General features: G+C 39.7%; 14 protein-coding genes. 9 read left to right on the top strand and 5 right to left on the bottom strand.

Features of this window, described 5'->3' with window-relative positions; translation table 11 throughout:
* Positions 1-132 precede the first annotated feature (132 nt).
* Together ABXG83_RS02515 and ABXG83_RS02510 are read right to left on the bottom strand one after the other, a co-directional pair.
* Entirely contained in the window at positions 133-2,793 is a 2,661-nt protein-coding gene (locus ABXG83_RS02515; protein WP_353549917.1) for a carboxypeptidase-like regulatory domain-containing protein, read from the bottom strand.
* Positions 2,794-2,814: 21 nt separating this feature from the next.
* Entirely contained in the window at positions 2,815-3,612 is a 798-nt protein-coding gene (locus ABXG83_RS02510; protein ID WP_353549916.1) for a GLPGLI family protein, read from the bottom strand.
* 150 nt (positions 3,613-3,762) lie between these two features.
* Between ABXG83_RS02510 and ABXG83_RS02505 the strand changes: the two genes are divergently transcribed.
* The 4 genes from ABXG83_RS02505 (at position 3,763) to ABXG83_RS02490 (ending at position 6,445) form a co-directional block, all read left to right on the top strand.
* Positions 3,763-4,071 carry a phosphoribosylpyrophosphate synthetase gene (locus ABXG83_RS02505; protein ID WP_353549915.1) on the top strand — a complete coding sequence of 103 codons (309 nt, stop codon included), beginning with the start codon at positions 3,763-3,765 and terminating at the stop codon, positions 4,069-4,071.
* A 107-nt stretch (positions 4,072-4,178) separates the two neighbouring features.
* Positions 4,179-5,195 carry a N(4)-(beta-N-acetylglucosaminyl)-L-asparaginase gene (locus tag ABXG83_RS02500; RefSeq protein ID WP_353549914.1) on the top strand — a complete coding sequence of 339 codons (1,017 nt, stop codon included), beginning with the start codon at positions 4,179-4,181 and terminating at the stop codon, positions 5,193-5,195.
* Between the two features lie 3 nt (positions 5,196-5,198).
* Positions 5,199-5,918 (top strand): copper homeostasis protein CutC, encoded by a 720-nt coding sequence (locus ABXG83_RS02495; protein ID WP_353549913.1) that lies wholly within the window; start codon positions 5,199-5,201, stop codon positions 5,916-5,918.
* Positions 5,919-5,935: 17 nt separating this feature from the next.
* A complete protein-coding gene (locus ABXG83_RS02490) occupies positions 5,936-6,445 on the top strand; it encodes a hypothetical protein (protein WP_353549912.1) in 510 nt (169 codons plus the stop codon).
* Positions 6,446-6,489: 44 nt separating this feature from the next.
* On the opposite strand, the gene serA is transcribed toward ABXG83_RS02490, so the two are convergent.
* Positions 6,490-7,728, bottom strand: coding sequence for a phosphoglycerate dehydrogenase (gene serA, locus ABXG83_RS02485; protein WP_353549911.1), 1,239 nt, complete (start codon positions 7,726-7,728; stop codon positions 6,490-6,492).
* Positions 7,729-7,828: 100 nt separating this feature from the next.
* On the opposite strand from serA, the gene ABXG83_RS02480 reads away from it, so the two are divergent.
* Both ABXG83_RS02480 and ABXG83_RS02475 read left to right on the top strand, forming a co-directional pair.
* A complete protein-coding gene (locus ABXG83_RS02480) occupies positions 7,829-9,037 on the top strand; it encodes a serine hydrolase domain-containing protein (protein WP_353549910.1) in 1,209 nt (402 codons plus the stop codon).
* A gap of 115 nt (positions 9,038-9,152) precedes the next feature.
* Positions 9,153-11,558, top strand: coding sequence for a sodium-translocating pyrophosphatase (locus ABXG83_RS02475; RefSeq protein ID WP_353549909.1), 2,406 nt, complete (start codon positions 9,153-9,155; stop codon positions 11,556-11,558).
* Positions 11,559-11,613: 55 nt separating this feature from the next.
* Here the strand turns inward: ABXG83_RS02475 and ABXG83_RS02470 are convergent, their stop codons facing one another.
* The gene (locus ABXG83_RS02470; protein ID WP_353549908.1) at positions 11,614-12,945 is read right to left on the bottom strand and encodes a hypothetical protein; all 1,332 of its coding nucleotides are present in this window, start codon (positions 12,943-12,945) and stop codon (positions 11,614-11,616) included.
* Positions 12,942-13,289 (bottom strand): hypothetical protein, encoded by a 348-nt coding sequence (locus ABXG83_RS02465; RefSeq protein ID WP_353549907.1) that lies wholly within the window; start codon positions 13,287-13,289, stop codon positions 12,942-12,944. Before ABXG83_RS02465 ends, ABXG83_RS02470 begins: the two co-directional genes overlap by 4 nt.
* 196 nt (positions 13,290-13,485) lie before the next feature.
* On the opposite strand from ABXG83_RS02465, the gene ABXG83_RS02460 reads away from it, so the two are divergent.
* The 3 genes from ABXG83_RS02460 (at position 13,486) to ABXG83_RS02450 (ending at position 16,499) form a co-directional block, all read left to right on the top strand.
* Positions 13,486-13,968, top strand: a complete 483-nt coding sequence (locus ABXG83_RS02460) for a hypothetical protein (protein WP_353549906.1) — start codon at positions 13,486-13,488, stop codon at positions 13,966-13,968.
* 178 nt (positions 13,969-14,146) lie between these two features.
* Positions 14,147-14,524: a BlaI/MecI/CopY family transcriptional regulator gene (locus ABXG83_RS02455; RefSeq protein ID WP_322197373.1), complete on the top strand. Its 378-nt coding sequence runs from the start codon at positions 14,147-14,149 to the stop codon at positions 14,522-14,524.
* A 1-nt stretch (position 14,525) separates the two neighbouring features.
* Positions 14,526-16,499: a M56 family metallopeptidase gene (locus ABXG83_RS02450; RefSeq protein ID WP_353549905.1), complete on the top strand. Its 1,974-nt coding sequence runs from the start codon at positions 14,526-14,528 to the stop codon at positions 16,497-16,499.
* Positions 16,500-16,507: the final 8 nt, after the last annotated feature.

Below are 16,507 nucleotides of genomic sequence, written 5' to 3'. Positions count from 1 at the left end.
AAATTAGAAAATAAAAAGTCAAAAGTAAAAAGTCAAAAATGAAATGGTACTCATTTTTGACTTTTTACTTTTGACTTTTGAATTCACCCTTTACCTTTCACCTTTAAAACCTGCTTATCCAATATTTCATGATTAAAAATGAAATAGAAACTTGACAAGGATCATACGTGGACGAATACGATAATTTCTTTCAACAATATTATTTGCAGCCGCTGATATAATTGTATAATGATCAGCACCTCCTATATTAGTGATAGAAAAATCGATATCGGTCTTGAGCCGATTCCATTTATAGACCATGGCTGCATCCCAAAACAGAAACCTGTTAGTGAATCTACTCGTTGCTGTAGAAGCATAATATTCTCCTCTGGTCTTGAACAACAGACTGTTACTTAGGGAGATATTCATATTAAGTTGCTGTATGGCAGTATTTAGCTTCTGAACACCGGCAGCTGCTTTTACATCCGGATCAGTTGGCATATTGGTCACCCATGAAAATTGCCCACGATAATCAAAATCGATCGTTGGACTGATTTTGATATGCATATTCCCTTCAGTACTCAATATGCGGCTTCGATAGGATAATAAAACTCCGTTCAGCAGTTGATTCATCCCATCTTGCTGAATCGTGATTTTTGCACTGACCGTTGTTTTTAGCTTAAATAAGTGCTTACTAATGCTCATGGAAAGCCTACTACTTTCTGTGATATTATCAAAAAGAACAAGTGAGGATTTCTGAAGAATAGTACTGAAGCGATTATCAGCAATGGTATTCATTCGATTGAAACTATACATTGCTTGGATATTTATGAAGAAAACCTTGAGTGTATTCCTTTTTTCATAAGACAGAGCCGTAACATGCATTTGTTGTTGAGGCAATGATCCGGAATTCGTATTGAAGTTCCGATAGGTTTGCATAACATACCCATCAAATACATGTTGTAGTCCCTTCCAATCATTGGTATAGCTATAAGAAACTGCTACTGTTTTTTCTTTCTTACCACGAATATTTACTGACAATACCGGTGTAATAAATAGTGAACGAACCTTTTGATCCAGGATCTGATGATTAAAATCAATGAAATGTTTTACTATGGGTATGGATAAATTAATACTTGTAGCATTATGTGTATAGCGGTAATCAATCTGCCCATACAATTTACGGTATCGCCAGTCTATCTGATTGATAAAGCTATCAGCAAGGCTTTTTTGTGTATCATTAAGATACCGAATATCCAACTGACTATTCAATTCTTGTTGCATTGTATTCATTCCTACTTTATACAACTGATTAAATTTTCCCGGTAGCCGATAACTAAGGGAATGATGGACAAATGAAGTAGGAACAGAAGCCCGCTGCAACAATCCGGCATAATCATTCCCTTGATTAAAAATACTTTGGTACAAACCGGGAGAAACATCAAGTAGAAAAGGATTGGTAAGTTTCCCAAAAAAAGAGTAAAAGTCAATGATATTCTTTTTATGGATTACGGTATTACACCTTAACTCATTGGAAAAATTAGTAACGGCTCCGCTCAGTTGTTGCTCAATACGGCTATTCCCGGTAGAAATCAAGTTGCCATAATTATGTTGAGGTTTGCTATCAAGAAGCAGTGAATTAGACAGGTAATAAGAAGATTTGTTTATTGTCAGTGCTAAATTCGTATTGAAAGATTGTTGGGCTAACTTATTCGTATAGCTCTCCTGAAACTGAATGGTATCACCGGGTAAATAATAATCAATCTTACTATTTACTTCTTGAAATTGTCTGTCATACAGATACGATACGTTGATTCTGATATCAGCTTCAGCAGACAGCTTTAAGAGATTATTGGCGTTGATCAATCCTGTTTGATTCAACAAGTATCTTTTCTTTGCTAACGGAGGATTATTGGAGGCTATTTGTAAAAGGTTCAGTGGTACAAATTCAGTTTCCGCATTGAAATGCGAAATCAGGTCACTTGAAAGATCTAACCCTGTATTATTCAGTTTATAGTAATTCATGAACTTGAGCTTCTTTTTAAACAACAACAGATTGGCTGTACCTTGATAGGCATCTGGAACACCGAATGCCATATCGCCGGAGCCTGTTAATTTAAGTTTGGCTTTGTCTTTTAATGAAATATTCAATGCAGGCTTATCACTTATTTCAGCATTTTGTAACGATTTAATTGGTTGATGATTTTCATATACCTGTATTTTATCGACCATTTGAACGGGTATTCCATTCGACGCAATATTATATTTTCCATCAAGTAGATTGTCTCCATCAATGTAAAAACGATTGATCTCTTTCCCTTGGTACTTTATTTTTCCATTATCATCCATTTCAACGCCGGGCAATCTTTTGATAACATCGCCAATAACACGATCTTGAACAGACATGAATGCTGAAACCGAATAGTTCAGGGTATCCCCTCTTCTACCGATCAAATTTTTTGAATTCTGGACAACCACATCAGGTAAACGTGCAGATGATCGGACAAGAATAAAATCTGTTAGTTGTTTATTTGATCGCAGGTTGACTTCTTGCCGCAGATACCCCACGGAACCAGCTTGTAACAACAAAGTATCTTTACCAATAGATTCATCAGATTTTAACTGATAAAAACCAAACTCATTCGTGAGAGTAAAAGCCAATACAATACCCGTTCGTTGCTGAATTAAAGCTATCGTAGCTCCTGCCAGTACTTTTCCCGTAGAATCTTTAACTGTACCACTTACTTCAACTTGCGCATGAATTTGCAACGCAGTTAATAAGATGAATGAAAAAAGTAACAGGCTTTTGTGCATAGACAGCAAGATGAATACGACTCAATATTTTTCTATTTCGATCGGATTGTTGTACATACGTCTTCTAGTAGAAGCAGCCGATTGTCCTTCACTTTGTGATATCATTGTTTTTCCAGCGGACGGGCTCCCCAAACTGATTTGATAGGCTTCGATCGCTTTATTGAGTTCTTTTGTGGTCGTCGGAATCGTGTTCTCCGGTAATTCGATCGCAAATGCAGCAGTATCCTGCATAGATTTAAAATTAAAAACGATTTCTTTTTTTGAGTCTGAGGCTTCGAGTATCAATCCCGGCAGCCCCCCTAATTTCCATGGTCCATATGGATAAGGTACTTTCGGACAAAACCAGACTTCATAAAATCTACCTTTAAATTCTGTGGTGGCCTTTTGACAAGTATATCCTTTGATCTCTTTTGTTTCAGGACTGATTTTCCAATCCGGTGTTGTAATATTTTCATTCAATAAATAAGTATTCCCTCTCAACTTGGCAACAGAAGAAAATTTACCGGCAGGAAGATTCCTAAAAAAATAAACAGGCGCTCCATAAAAAAGCGTCATGGATGTTGACATCGTAGGATTACTTTCTCGTTGATTTTTTACATAAAGCTCACTACGCATTGCAGCTCTTTCTCCGAAGAAACTAGTGCCATTACCGATGATCAATAGACCTTCATAGGTATTCGGTTTCTCCGGCATGGTTGAATCTATAACATAGATGAATTCATATTTAACCATCAGTTTTGTGGTTTGAGCATCTTGCGCTTGAATCTTATAACTGAAAATCAATACGATAAGCAGAAATAAAACATGTATTTTTTTCATAAACAAGTTTTAATAAGTTTAAGCTACAAATAAGAGTATCATATGAATGTTTAGTTGTAATTCAACAGGTCATAAAGTCACACAAAGCACTTTATTGCGTACCAAAAGCGGTTTGAAGTCAATATTGAAATTGTCACCTAAAAGATGTATATGATATATTATGATTCATTATCTACTGCCATCAATGATTTGGCAGCAAAAGGGTATACCACGGATTTCAATCTTGCCTTTGATCAGATCAAGTGTGCCAGTACAGGCATTTGCCTACTCCCCTCACAATTCACGATCGTTGCGCATCATCGATTTGAAGGAGATACCGATCCTTCCAACTCCAGTATCTTATACGTCATCGAATCACTTGATCAAACCCTGAAAGGAACACTGATCAATGCGTATGGAGCTTACAGTGATGCTTTGAGTGATGAGATGATTCGGAAACTGTCTATTCGTGAATTGTGAATGGTCAATGGTCAATGGGTTGTATACAATATTTTTACTATTCACAATTCACCATTCACAATTCACGAATCTGACATTTCTTCCTACATTCGACGAAACAAATCATCATGCTGCATCGTCGACATTTTCTTCAGCTAGGGTCTTTAGGATTATCCGCCCTTACCTTCTCTTCATTTCGCGGAAGAATGACCGCACAAAAACCATTGGTATTATCTACCTGGGATGCCGGTATTGCGGCCAATAAAGCGGCCTGGCAAATTCTTCGCAATGGTGGACGTGCGTTGGATGCTGTAGAGCAAGGTGTTCGTGTTACAGAAGCATCATTAAACTGTTGTGTGGGATTGGGTGCGAATCCGGATCGAGATGGTTATGTGACCTTAGATGCCTGTATCATGGATGAAAATTTCAATTGTGGTAGCGTCTTGTTTTTAGAAAAAATAAAACACCCGATCTCAGTAGCTAGACGTGTGATGGAAAAAACACCCCATGTAATGCTGGCAGGCTCCGGTGCACAACAATTTGCAGTTGCAGAAGGCTTTCCTTTAGAGTCTGGTGAATTATCTGAAGATGCAAAAAGAGCTTATCAGAATTGGCTGAAAAAAAGCGAATACAAACCGGTGATCAATATTGAAAATTCAAAAAGACAAGAAGCATTTGTTCCGACCAAACTGGAGAACGGTGATTGGAATCATGATACCATCGGTATGATCGCACTGGATGCAAAAGGCAATCTGAGTGGTAGTTGTACCACCAGCGGTATGGGTTTTAAAATGCGCGGACGTATTGGCGACTCTCCGATCATTGGTGCAGGATTATTTGTAGACAATGAAGTAGGTGCTGCGGTGGCTACGGGACAAGGTGAAGACATCATACGCATTTGTGGTGCACATACCATTGTTGAGTTGATGCGACAGGGTATGGATCCGGAAACAGCTTGTAAAAAAGCCATGGAAAGATTGCTGAAAGTAAAAGGCATCGATAAAGCAAAAGCCATTCAGGCTGGATTTATTGCGATCAGTAAATCAGGTGAGTATGGCGGTTATGCTTTACAGAAAGGATTCAACTTTGCTGTTTGTCATGCCGACGATAAAAATTTCTTAGTTGATGCAAAACCACTGATCTGATCTATGTCATTACCATTAGAGATATGCGTATTCAATACTGCTACAGCCATCGAAGCTGCCAATGCGGGTGCAGATAGAATTGAATTATGTGAGAACTATGCCAATGGTGGCACTACGCCATCTTACGGTTATTTGAAAACAACGCGTGAAAAAATATCCATCCCCGTATTCCCGATGATTCGTCCGCGTGGCGGAGATTATTATCATAGTGAAGAAGAATTGGAGATCATCCGAAAAGATATTCTGTTGTGTAAAGAATTGGGATTTGAAGGCGTGGTTGTTGGATTATTGAAAAAAGATGGCACCATTGACGCAGATAATACCGCTCGTTTGACTGAGTTGGCTTATCCGCTGGATGTCACTTTTCACCGTGCTTTTGATCGCTGTAAAGATCCATTACAAGCATTGGAGACGATCATTCAATGTGGTTGTACAAGAATTCTCACCAGCGGACAACAACCCAAAGCTCCGGATGGAAAAGTACTGATCAAACAATTGGTTGAACAGGCTGATGGACGTATCATCATTATGCCCGGTAGTGGCATCAATAGCAATAATATTGCAGAGATGCGAGCGTATACCGGTGCTGTTGAGTTTCACACTTCTGCACGCATCTTGATCCCTTCCTTGAGTGAATACATGAATCCGGATATGCCTGAAGATTTCAGCAGAGATTTTACCAATGCGGAAGAGATACAAAAAATAAAAAAATTGCTCTCCTAAAACAATCATGCAATCACATGAATATTCGGGAAGCCATATTAGCCGAACATTCCAGAGAACATGCACTTCGAATAGCAACTTATGCTATTCAAAATAAAAAAAAGTTCAAAGAATTGATGCATTGTTATATGGATCCAGACTATCGCTTGTCTCAGCGAGCAGCATGGAGTGTGAGTTGGGCTGCCAGAAAGAATCCTGCAATGATTCAACCATATATCGGCGAATTAGTAAAGCGTTTACAGGATGATACAGTACATCCGGCAGTGATTAGAAATGCAGTTAGGGTATTAGAAGAACTTGATATACCTGAAGAGTATCATGGAGAAGTAATGAACAGTTGCTTTCAGTTCTTAGAAAGTCCAACAACACCCGCAGCTATCAAAGCTTTTTCAATGACGGTTCTTTATCATCTTTCCAAATATTATCCTGAGATCAAACAAGAATTAAAACTTATCATCGAAGAGAACTGGGAACATGAAATTCCTGCGTTTAAAAGCAGAGGAAGAAAAATATTGAAGACACTGTAGGATGTCAGATATCAGATGGCAGATATAAAATCTGACATCTGATATCAATACAGCATTCTTACCTTAATCGTCTCTTTCACTTCTTTCAACAACTCAACCGCTCTTTTAGAAAGTTTTTTGTCTACATCTAATACTACGTATCCGATCTCTTCATTGGTTTTGAGGTATTGTCCGACAATGTTGATATTGTTTTTGGATAAAGCGGTATTGATCGCACTCAATACACCCGGAACATTTTTGTGAATATGAAGGATGCGATGAGCACCATCTACCGGTGGTAAGCCGATCGCCGGTACTGTGTGTGATCCATTGGTGATGCCACGTTCGAGGTATTGGAATAATTTCACGCTGACATCTTCTCCAATATTTTGTTGCGCCTCTTCTGTGGATCCACCGATATGTGGTGTGAGTATAACATTGGGTAAGCCTTGAAGTGGTGTTTCAAAATGATCTCCATTTTTTTCCGGTTCCCAGGGATACACATCAATGCCTGCGCCACCGATCATCCCTTCTTTGATGGCTTCACTTAATGCTTTCAGATCAACGACCTCTCCCCTTGCATAGTTCAATAAGATCGCTCCCTTTTTAAAGAGTTTGATATTATTTTTATTGATGAGGTTTTTGGTTTGAGGCGTTTCAGGAACATGCAGAGAAACAATATCACTGTTACTCAATACTTCTTTCATGTTTTTTGCTGCTACTGCATTCCCTAATGGAAGTTTGGTTTCGGTATCATAGAACAATACTTTCATGCCCAAAGCTTCACACAATACACTTACCTGAGAGCCGATATTTCCATATCCGATAATACCCATGGTTTTACCACGCAGTTCATAACTACCCTTGGCATCTTTCATCCAGATGCCCTTATGCGCGGCGATATTTTTATCGGAAATCTTTCGGATGAGCATCACTGAAATACCTATCACCAATTCAGCTACACTTCGGGTATTACTGTATGGCGCATTGAATACGACCACTCCTTTTCTTGTGGCTGCTTTCAGATCTACTTGATTCACCCCGATACAAAAGCAACCAATGGCTTGTAATTTTTTTGCAGCTTCCAGTACTTTCGGTGTGATCTGTGTTTTGGAACGGATGCCAATCAGATGAACATCTTTTACTTCTTTAATCAGTTCTTCTTCACTCAATGCACCGGCTATTTTTTTAACGTTGGCATAGCCTTGCTGTTTGAAATATTGTACAGCTTTATCACTGATGTTTTCCAGAAACAAAATATTGATCCGCTCTTTCGGATAACTGGTTGTTGCCTGCTTGCTCATAAAACGAAAATAATGTTTTTATTTTCTGGATAATCTTTCTCGTTTTAACCATTTCACTAACACATTGTTCTTTATTTTCGCCGCGAAGAAAAACTAACAGATGATCGTAAGAGTCTTTGGTATCGCAATTTTGATGGGATTGCTGCAAGCATGCAATGCTCAGCCGGCAGCAACTGATTCAGCAGTGAGTGGCAGTTCGTTTAATGCTATTCCTTCTGCTACAAAAGCATTGTATGCTGCTGAGATTGAAAAACAGTATCAGCAAATGTTGGCTAACCGTGGTTTCAACGGAAGTATCCTCGTAGCCAAAAATGGAGAGATATTATTTGAAGATTATCGTGGCTTTAGCAATTTTAAAACCAAGGATCCCATCACTCCCAATACACCCTTTCATTTGGCATCGGTGTCCAAGACTTTCACCGGCATGGCCATTCTAAAATTACGTGAACAGGGTAAGTTGCAATTGGATGATACAGTGGATGAATTCTTTCCGGGATTTCCTTACCAAAATATCACTGTACAATTATTACTGAATCACCGCAGTGGCTTAAATAATTATATGTATTTCATGGTCGACCGCAAAGTGGAGACCTATCGTGTAAAAAACAAAAAAGGTCGTTGGGTAAGAAGAACACGCACGATCAAAATGCCGCCACTAAAGCCGGGATTACTGACCAATCAGGATGTATTGGATTATATGATAAAACATCGTCCGGCCCCACTCTTCGCTCCCGACCGTGCATTCAGGTATAGCAATACCAACTATGCACTACTCGCTTTGATCATTGAAAAAGTGACCGGACAATCTTATCCTACTTATATGAGGGATAGTTTATTCATTCCATTGGGCATGAATGACTCTTATGTTTTTAATATAGCCGATACCGGAAATTATATCCCTTCGTATAAATACAATAATGTCCCATACGGAATCGAGAAGCTTGACTGCATTTATGGCGATAAAAATGTTTACTCAACGGTAAGAGACATATTATTATGGGACAGAGCGCTGTACGAAGGTGCTTATGTTAGCAAAGCCTCACAAGAGCTTGCCTATCAACCTTATAGTTTTGAGACCAAATCGTTTCATAATTATGGATTGGGATGGCGTTTGTTGAATTCCCCTACTGAGGACATTGTATACCACAATGGCTGGTGGCATGGTAACAATACTGTTTTCACCCGATATATTAAAGATTCGGCCACTATCATCGTATTGGGCAATCGTTATAATCGTAACATTTACAAGGCGAAAGCCCTATCCTCAGCCTTCACCGGAAGGACAGACAGCACAGAATTGGAGGAATAAGTCAGGATTGACTTGATATATTGTCAACACATAGGCTACTAACCGTTGTTTTTAGCCTTTTCCCCCTATTTTTGCAGACTTTCAATTAACATAAACTTACCAGACACACTGTATTATGGACAAAATCTTGTTTTATGCCGTTCCGGCGATGGGAGTTGTAGGTCTCCTGTACACATTTTTGAAGTTTAATTGGGTTTCGAAGCAGGATGCGGGTAATGACCGTATGAAAGAGATCAGTACCTATATCGCAGAAGGTGCCATGGCATTCTTGAAAGCGGAGTGGAAGATACTGACCTATTTTGTTGCGATCGTAGCCTTGTTATTGGGTGTAATGGCCAAGAGCAATCCTCATTCACACTGGTCGATCTCATTGGCTTTTGTGTTGGGAGCTGTTTGTAGTGCTGTTGCCGGATATATTGGTATGAAAGTGGCTACCAAAGCCAATGTTCGTACTGCTCAGGCAGCAAGAACCAGTCTGTCAAAAGCCCTGAATGTATCCTTTACAGGCGGTGCCGTAATGGGATTGGGTGTTGCCGGATTGGCTGTATTAGGTCTGGGTGGAGTTTACCTGATCTTAAAGCAGGTATTTGCTCCGGAAGCTGCAGCAAACTCTGCTGAAATGCTCCAAACCATTGAAGTACTGACCGGGTTCTCTCTTGGTGCTGAATCAATCGCATTGTTTGCCCGTGTAGGTGGTGGTATCTATACCAAAGCTGCTGACGTAGGTGCTGACCTTGTAGGTAAAGTAGAAGCAGGTATCCCTGAAGATGATCCTCGTAACCCGGCCACCATCGCCGATAACGTAGGTGATAATGTGGGTGACGTTGCAGGTATGGGTGCCGATCTGTTTGGTTCTTATGTAGCAACCGTATTGGCAACCATGGTACTCGGACAAGAGACCGTTTCCTCAGATAATTTTGGGGGATATGCTCCTATCCTGTTACCAATGCTGATCGCAGGTGTAGGTATCCTGTTCTCGATCGTAGGTACCTGGTTTGTTCGCGTGAGTGATGCTGCAGGTATCAACACTGCGAACGTACAGAAAGCCCTGAACATGGGTAACTGGGGTTCTATTATTTTAACTGCCGCTGCTTGTGCAGGTCTGGTATATTATATTTTGCCTGAAACCATGACCCTTCGTGGATTGGAATTCACGCGCGATGGCGTACTTGGTGCGATCGTGGTAGGTCTGGCCGTAGGTACTTTGATGAGTATCATTACTGAATATTACACTGCAATGGGTAAGCGTCCGGTAATGTCTATTATTCGTCAATCATCTACCGGACATGCTACCAACGTGATCGGAGGTTTGGCTGTGGGTATGGAATCTACTTTCTTACCGATTTTGGTATTGGCAGGTGGTATCTGGGGATCTTATGAGTGTGCCGGTTTATATGGTGTAGCGATCGCTGCAGCAGGTATGATGGCTACCACTGCTATGCAATTGGCAATCGACGCATTTGGTCCGATCGCTGATAACGCAGGTGGTATCGCTGAAATGAGCGAATTACCAAAAGAAGTACGTGAAAAAACAGATGTATTGGATGCTGTAGGTAATACCACTGCTGCTACCGGTAAAGGGTTTGCGATCGCTTCTGCTGCACTGACAGCATTGGCATTGTTCGCAGCGTTTGTGGGTGTTGCAGGCATCAATGGTATCGATATTTATAAAGCGAAAGTATTGGCCTCATTATTTGTAGGTGCAATGATTCCTTTCATCTTCTCTTCTTTGGCGATTCGTGCGGTTGGACAAGCAGCCATGTCGATGGTGGAAGAAGTGCGTCGTCAGTTCCGTTCTATTCCGGGTATCATGGAAGGAACAGGAAAACCTGAGTACGATAAATGCGTAGCGATTTCTACAGAAGCATCGATCAAGAAAATGATGCTGCCTGGTGCGATCGCGATCGTTTCTCCTTTGATCATTGGCTTCTTATTGGGCGCTGAAGCATTGGGTGGATTCCTGGCAGGTGCTACTGTAAGTGGTGTACTGATGGGTATGTTCCAGAACAATGCCGGTGGTGCTTGGGATAATGCCAAGAAATCATTTGAAAAAGGAGTTGAGATCAATGGTGAGATGTACTACAAAAAATCTGAACCACACAAAGCTTCTGTAACAGGTGATACCGTAGGTGATCCTTTTAAAGATACTTCAGGTCCATCTATGAACATCCTGATCAAATTGATGTCAATCGTTTCATTGGTGATCGCTCCTACACTCGCACAATTACATGGTGCAGATGTAGACAAGCAGATCGTAGAAAAAAGAATTGAGATCAAAGCTACTGACGGAGATAACAGCGCTTCAATGACCGTTAACGGAGAAGCCATCAATGTAGAAGGATTGATCAAAGAATTGAAAAATGCCGGATTAACTTCTGATGATAATGTTTCTGTAGAAGTAAAAGATGGCAAGATCATCATTAATGGACAAGAACTGTCTGAAGACGTAGCCAAGCAGTTTTCTATGTACCTGGATGGCAAAGAAAATGTGAGTGTGAAAGTAGATCTGAAGAAGAACTAATCAACTTTTACAATACAATAAAAAAAGGGTATCGATACTGATACCCTTTTTTATTTTAACGTGTTAGTTTGATCAATGCCGGAAGAGATAAATTAGCGCCGATAACACTTAGAAAATTATTGGAGCTGGTGAACGGGCCGTTGAAATCTTTTCCAACGGATGCAGTGAGTGACACCACTTCACTAAGTTGATATTCCATCGAGATGTTCAATCGATAAGTAGATCCCGACTTAATAGCTCTGATATCATTACCTAAAAAATCTTTGGTATAGTAGCGATATGAATAGTTGCGAAAGATCCACTCTACGCCATAATTAAATCCTTTACTGACAACACGGGTAGCTGTGAGTCCGAAATCAGTATTGGTATTGGCAGAATCATTGTTCGTAAAGAAATGCCGGCCCACAAAAGCGAACTCAGATTTCTGATCCTTACTGCGATAAGTCAGGGTTGCCCATACCCCTGCTTTTTGAAACGATGAAGGACTAAAACTGTTATTACCCAGGTATTGAATTCCGGCAAATGCCACTTCACAAAAAAAGCCAACTTTATTCTTATCACTCTCCTGAAACTTTTGAAGCTGTAAAGCATAAGCTGTTTTATTACCAATCTTGTCTAGTAGCTTACTCAGGTATTGTTGTCCGGTAAGTCCATCTGCGATACCCTCCATCTCATTCAAATGTTCTGTTGCCATTCCCAGTACTTTTTTTCGCTCCTCATCATCAAGATCAACAGAAACTTTCAGTAATCTCTCTATCGTACTCAACAACGATTGTTTGAATGCAATTGAATACGATGAGTCTTTCCGTGCTAAAGCAACATACTGAGCATTATTTGTTTGCTTTAAAAGTGTCAAGGATGATTGTATGACATCATAGGATTTCAATTTCAGATCAATTTCCCGGATCTCTTTTTTTGTTTGAGGCGACATTTCACCCGAGAGTAATTGTGTTCTCACACCCACACTCAATCGGGTACCCGGCAAACTGTCTTTGTTATCACCCAATTTAGATGTTGCTACAGAAATGGCCAGAGAACGAAGCATGTTTTCGCCAATGTCAACCGACGAACCTTTTGCGTCATTATTCAATTGATAATACTCAGCAAAACTGAGCTTACGTTGGGGTTTTAACCAATAAGGCGCAAATTCGATATTGATATTGGGATTGAATAATCCGCCCCCTCCTAATCCGGATAACAAAGAGGTTGCAAATCCTTTCGGGAGTGTTGGTCTGGTAATGGACTGTGTTCCCATATTCAAAATAGATGCCGCAGGCGTAGTAGGCATTCTAAAATTGTCCAGTTTAATGGTAGTATCTATTTGCGCGAAAGATGGTATACAAAACAGCATCATTAACACTGTAGCGTATATGCTGATCTTTTTCATACAATGTCGATATAGATATTGAATAATATGCTTCCGCCATTCTGAGCAACGGATTGTTCATATTCATACACTTCTTTCTTGCTATTGTCTGCTAATTCAATGGTAACAGGAATTAGGTTGGTATTTGCATTCGTATCGGTAGCATTGACTTCAATGAATAACTTCTTGTTTTTACAGTCTGCTACTTTGCCGATGGTTAACTTGGGAAATGTTCCCCAAACAAGTAACTCATCGCCTAACATGACCATCGTATTGTGATACTGTCCATTGCCCACTTGAAGTTTCAATACTAAATCACCACTTCCTGAAGTGTAGGTTTCTTTGATTTCATAAGTAACTGCCATATAATTAGGGTTTAAATGACGATTGAGAGAAATAATATAGACTGCTAAAAAGGCATGCAATTTTCATCGAATAGTAGGGGGAATTGAAGCCTGATAGTACCGGTTCACAAGTATCCTAAATATAATTATCTGGTATGATTATTTCAAGAAAAAACATATTAACTTTCTTATTAATTACATTAAATACTCATTTATCGTGAGAAAAATTATTGGCATCCATTCCTTGATGATCCTCTTTGTTATTGCATGCAACAGTAACCAGCAAAATGAGAAGAAGGAAACAGCTGTGGTGATACCTGCAGAAGCAATATCAGAACAACGTTCTACCGTTCGCAAAGAGGCGGTAGTTGCACATGAACAAAAAGTCGCAGATGAATTGAATGACTGGAAGTTCGCAGTGAGACTCTATGAAACAGAACGGAGGTTTCATTTTACGGTCCGAATGCAATACAAAGAATTGCGCATAACCGATTCGATCAATATTCCCAATTTGGGTAAAGAGCCGATCCTAAAAATTGAAAAAGACAGTACCCCCTATTCCTGTACCATCGGTTTTCTTGACAATAAAGGCACATTCAAACCCTATTACCGAGCCAATGTCATCAAAGAACAATTACGCTTTAAAAAGATCGCGGGATATGGTGTTGGAGTATATAAGAAGGCAGCGGATAGTAAATAGCTTATGGTTCATAGAATATAGTTCATTACAGATTGTTTGTTGCTAAAAAGTAGAATGAATACGATTCACTAACTTATTAGCCATAAGCCATGAACTATATGCCATAGACTATTAACATAACTTTTCTTGCTCATTTACGACTAACCTCGTAAATTGCTTACGAATTAAATCGTAAAGCATGGCAAAGAACATTAAGCCCACTGAAAGTGAGCTGGAAATATTGAGGGTTCTATGGGATAAAGGAACTGCTACCGTTCGTGAAGTACATGAAATATTGAGTGAACATAAGGATGCGGGTTATACCACTACCCTAAAACTCATGCAGATCATGTTTGAAAAGGGAATTGTAAAAAGAGACGACAGTAGTAAAACACATATTTACCGTGCCAATATCAGCCGGGAAAGCACACAACAGCAGATCGTTGGTAAAATGATCAACTCTTTATTCGGTGGATCATCCAGTCAATTGGTGATGCAGGCATTAGGTAATCAAACGCCGAATAAAGAAGAATTAGAAGAGATCCAGAAGTTATTGGATAACCTGAAAAAGCAATAAAATGCTCCCTGTTTTTCAGTCTGTTTTTCTGCAATCACTGGGTTATGCTATTGCGAATAGTTTATGGCAAACGGCTATTCTATGGCTATTCTATCTACTTATCACCTCCGTTCTGAAACCAAGGGCATCTGTAAAATATACCTTAGCGGTCATTTTACAAAGCATTGGTTTTATCTGGTTCATCTTCACCTTATTCTTTTATTACAGTGCTTATAACCAACTGGTACCTGTAACTGCAGGTACATCTGGAGGAACGATCACTACCATCGTGCCACCCGGAACAGGCTTTAGATCTTCGATCTTGAAACTGATGATATGGGCTGAACAATTACTGCCTTATCTGTCTGCGGCTTATCTGATTCTGATGATCTTCTTATCGGTAAAATGGATCATCGGCTATCGCTACACCCTACAAATAAGAAAAGAAGGATTGGCCAAAATGCCTGCCAACTGGAGAGTATTTGTACAAGATACAGCCCGACAATTGGGCATCACAAGAGAGGTGAGAATTTTTTTATCGGAAAAAATTGCCTCACCCCTTACGATCGGATTTTTAAAACCACTGATTTTAGTACCGGTTGCCAGTATCAATCATTTAACGATTGCCCAACTAGAAGCTATTTTACTGCATGAACTGGCACATATCAAGCGATATGATTACCTCATCAATATTTTATTGTCTGTTGCCGAGATCAGTTTATTCTTCAATCCATTTACAAGATTGTTTTCATCACATATTCGTAAAGAAAGAGAGAACAGCTGTGATGACTGGGTTTTACAATTTCAATACAGTGCTTCCACTTATGCAGAAGCTTTGTTACGAATGGCTCAACTGCAAGCTACACCTGCATTTGCCATGGCAGCGGCTGGCTCGCATCAACATGAATTATTGAACAGGGTCAAGCGAATGATCGGCGCGAATGAAAACAGATTTACGTACAAAAAGCAACTCTTATCATTTTTATTGGTAACAGGTATCTTAAGTTCCGTTGCATGGTTTCATCCTGAACAATCAAAAAATAATGGTATCGCTGTACAAAAGAATACAGCTAACAGCACTGCACTTCGATTGAAAGAAGTACAACCGGTAGCGATTGAACCGATGGCGGTGAAAGTGACGAACCCCTTATTCAACCCTGCATTCTTTCTTTCCAATACACTTAAAAAAGAAATGAGTGAAAATCTCGAACAGGCATCTCGCGAAATTGAAGCTTCATTGAACAGTAAAGAAGTAAGGGAAGCCATTCAGCAGATACCTGCAACATTACAAGGTGCATTTCAAAAAATACAAACAGAGAAAAACCTGGAATTATCTGATTGGAAAGAAGAACTGATCAAAATAGAAAAAGCGGAACAAGAAATGAAACAGGCATATAAAACATTAGATACAAGCGGAATGCCTGTTTATGTCCGTAAGCCTTTTAAAGAGGAATTCGAGAAGGATATGCAACGAATGGAAAAAGACTTACAAGAAGCCAAGCTGACCATCGCCAAAGAAATGAAAGCCACCCTATTAAATAAAACGGAGCAAGAAAAGATCAGTAAAGAAGTGGAGATGGCCATGAAAGCTGTAGAGGAATTGAATTTGCAACAAATCATTCCCTCAAGTTTAGAATCACTTGAGAAAATGATCGAGACATTTGAAAAGCTTGATAAGAAAATCAACCCAGTGAGTCCACCCGCTCCTGATAAACCCAAATTCAAAAAACCGGTTGTTGAAGAAAAGCTAAAAGAAAAAGAGCGCAAAGAGGGAGTCCTGATAAAGGAACCCGCTGAAATCTTAGCAGTACTTGATCGTTTAAACGCTCTGGAACTACAAAATGAATGGATCACCTACCCTGCCGCTTTCAGTGATCAAGATTCGATGTTGGTAAAAAAGCGAATGCTGAAGGATTGGTACAAACAACAATTACTTCGTCAGTTGATACAACGCGATAGTGTTATGGTCAAAGGTCTGAAGAAAGCAAGACTATAAGAAAACTG

It is taken from the genome of Sediminibacterium sp. KACHI17 (genome assembly GCF_040362915.1).
Lineage (GTDB): Bacteria > Bacteroidota > Bacteroidia > Chitinophagales > Chitinophagaceae > Sediminibacterium.
This window is presented reverse-complemented; position numbering and strand designations above follow the sequence as displayed.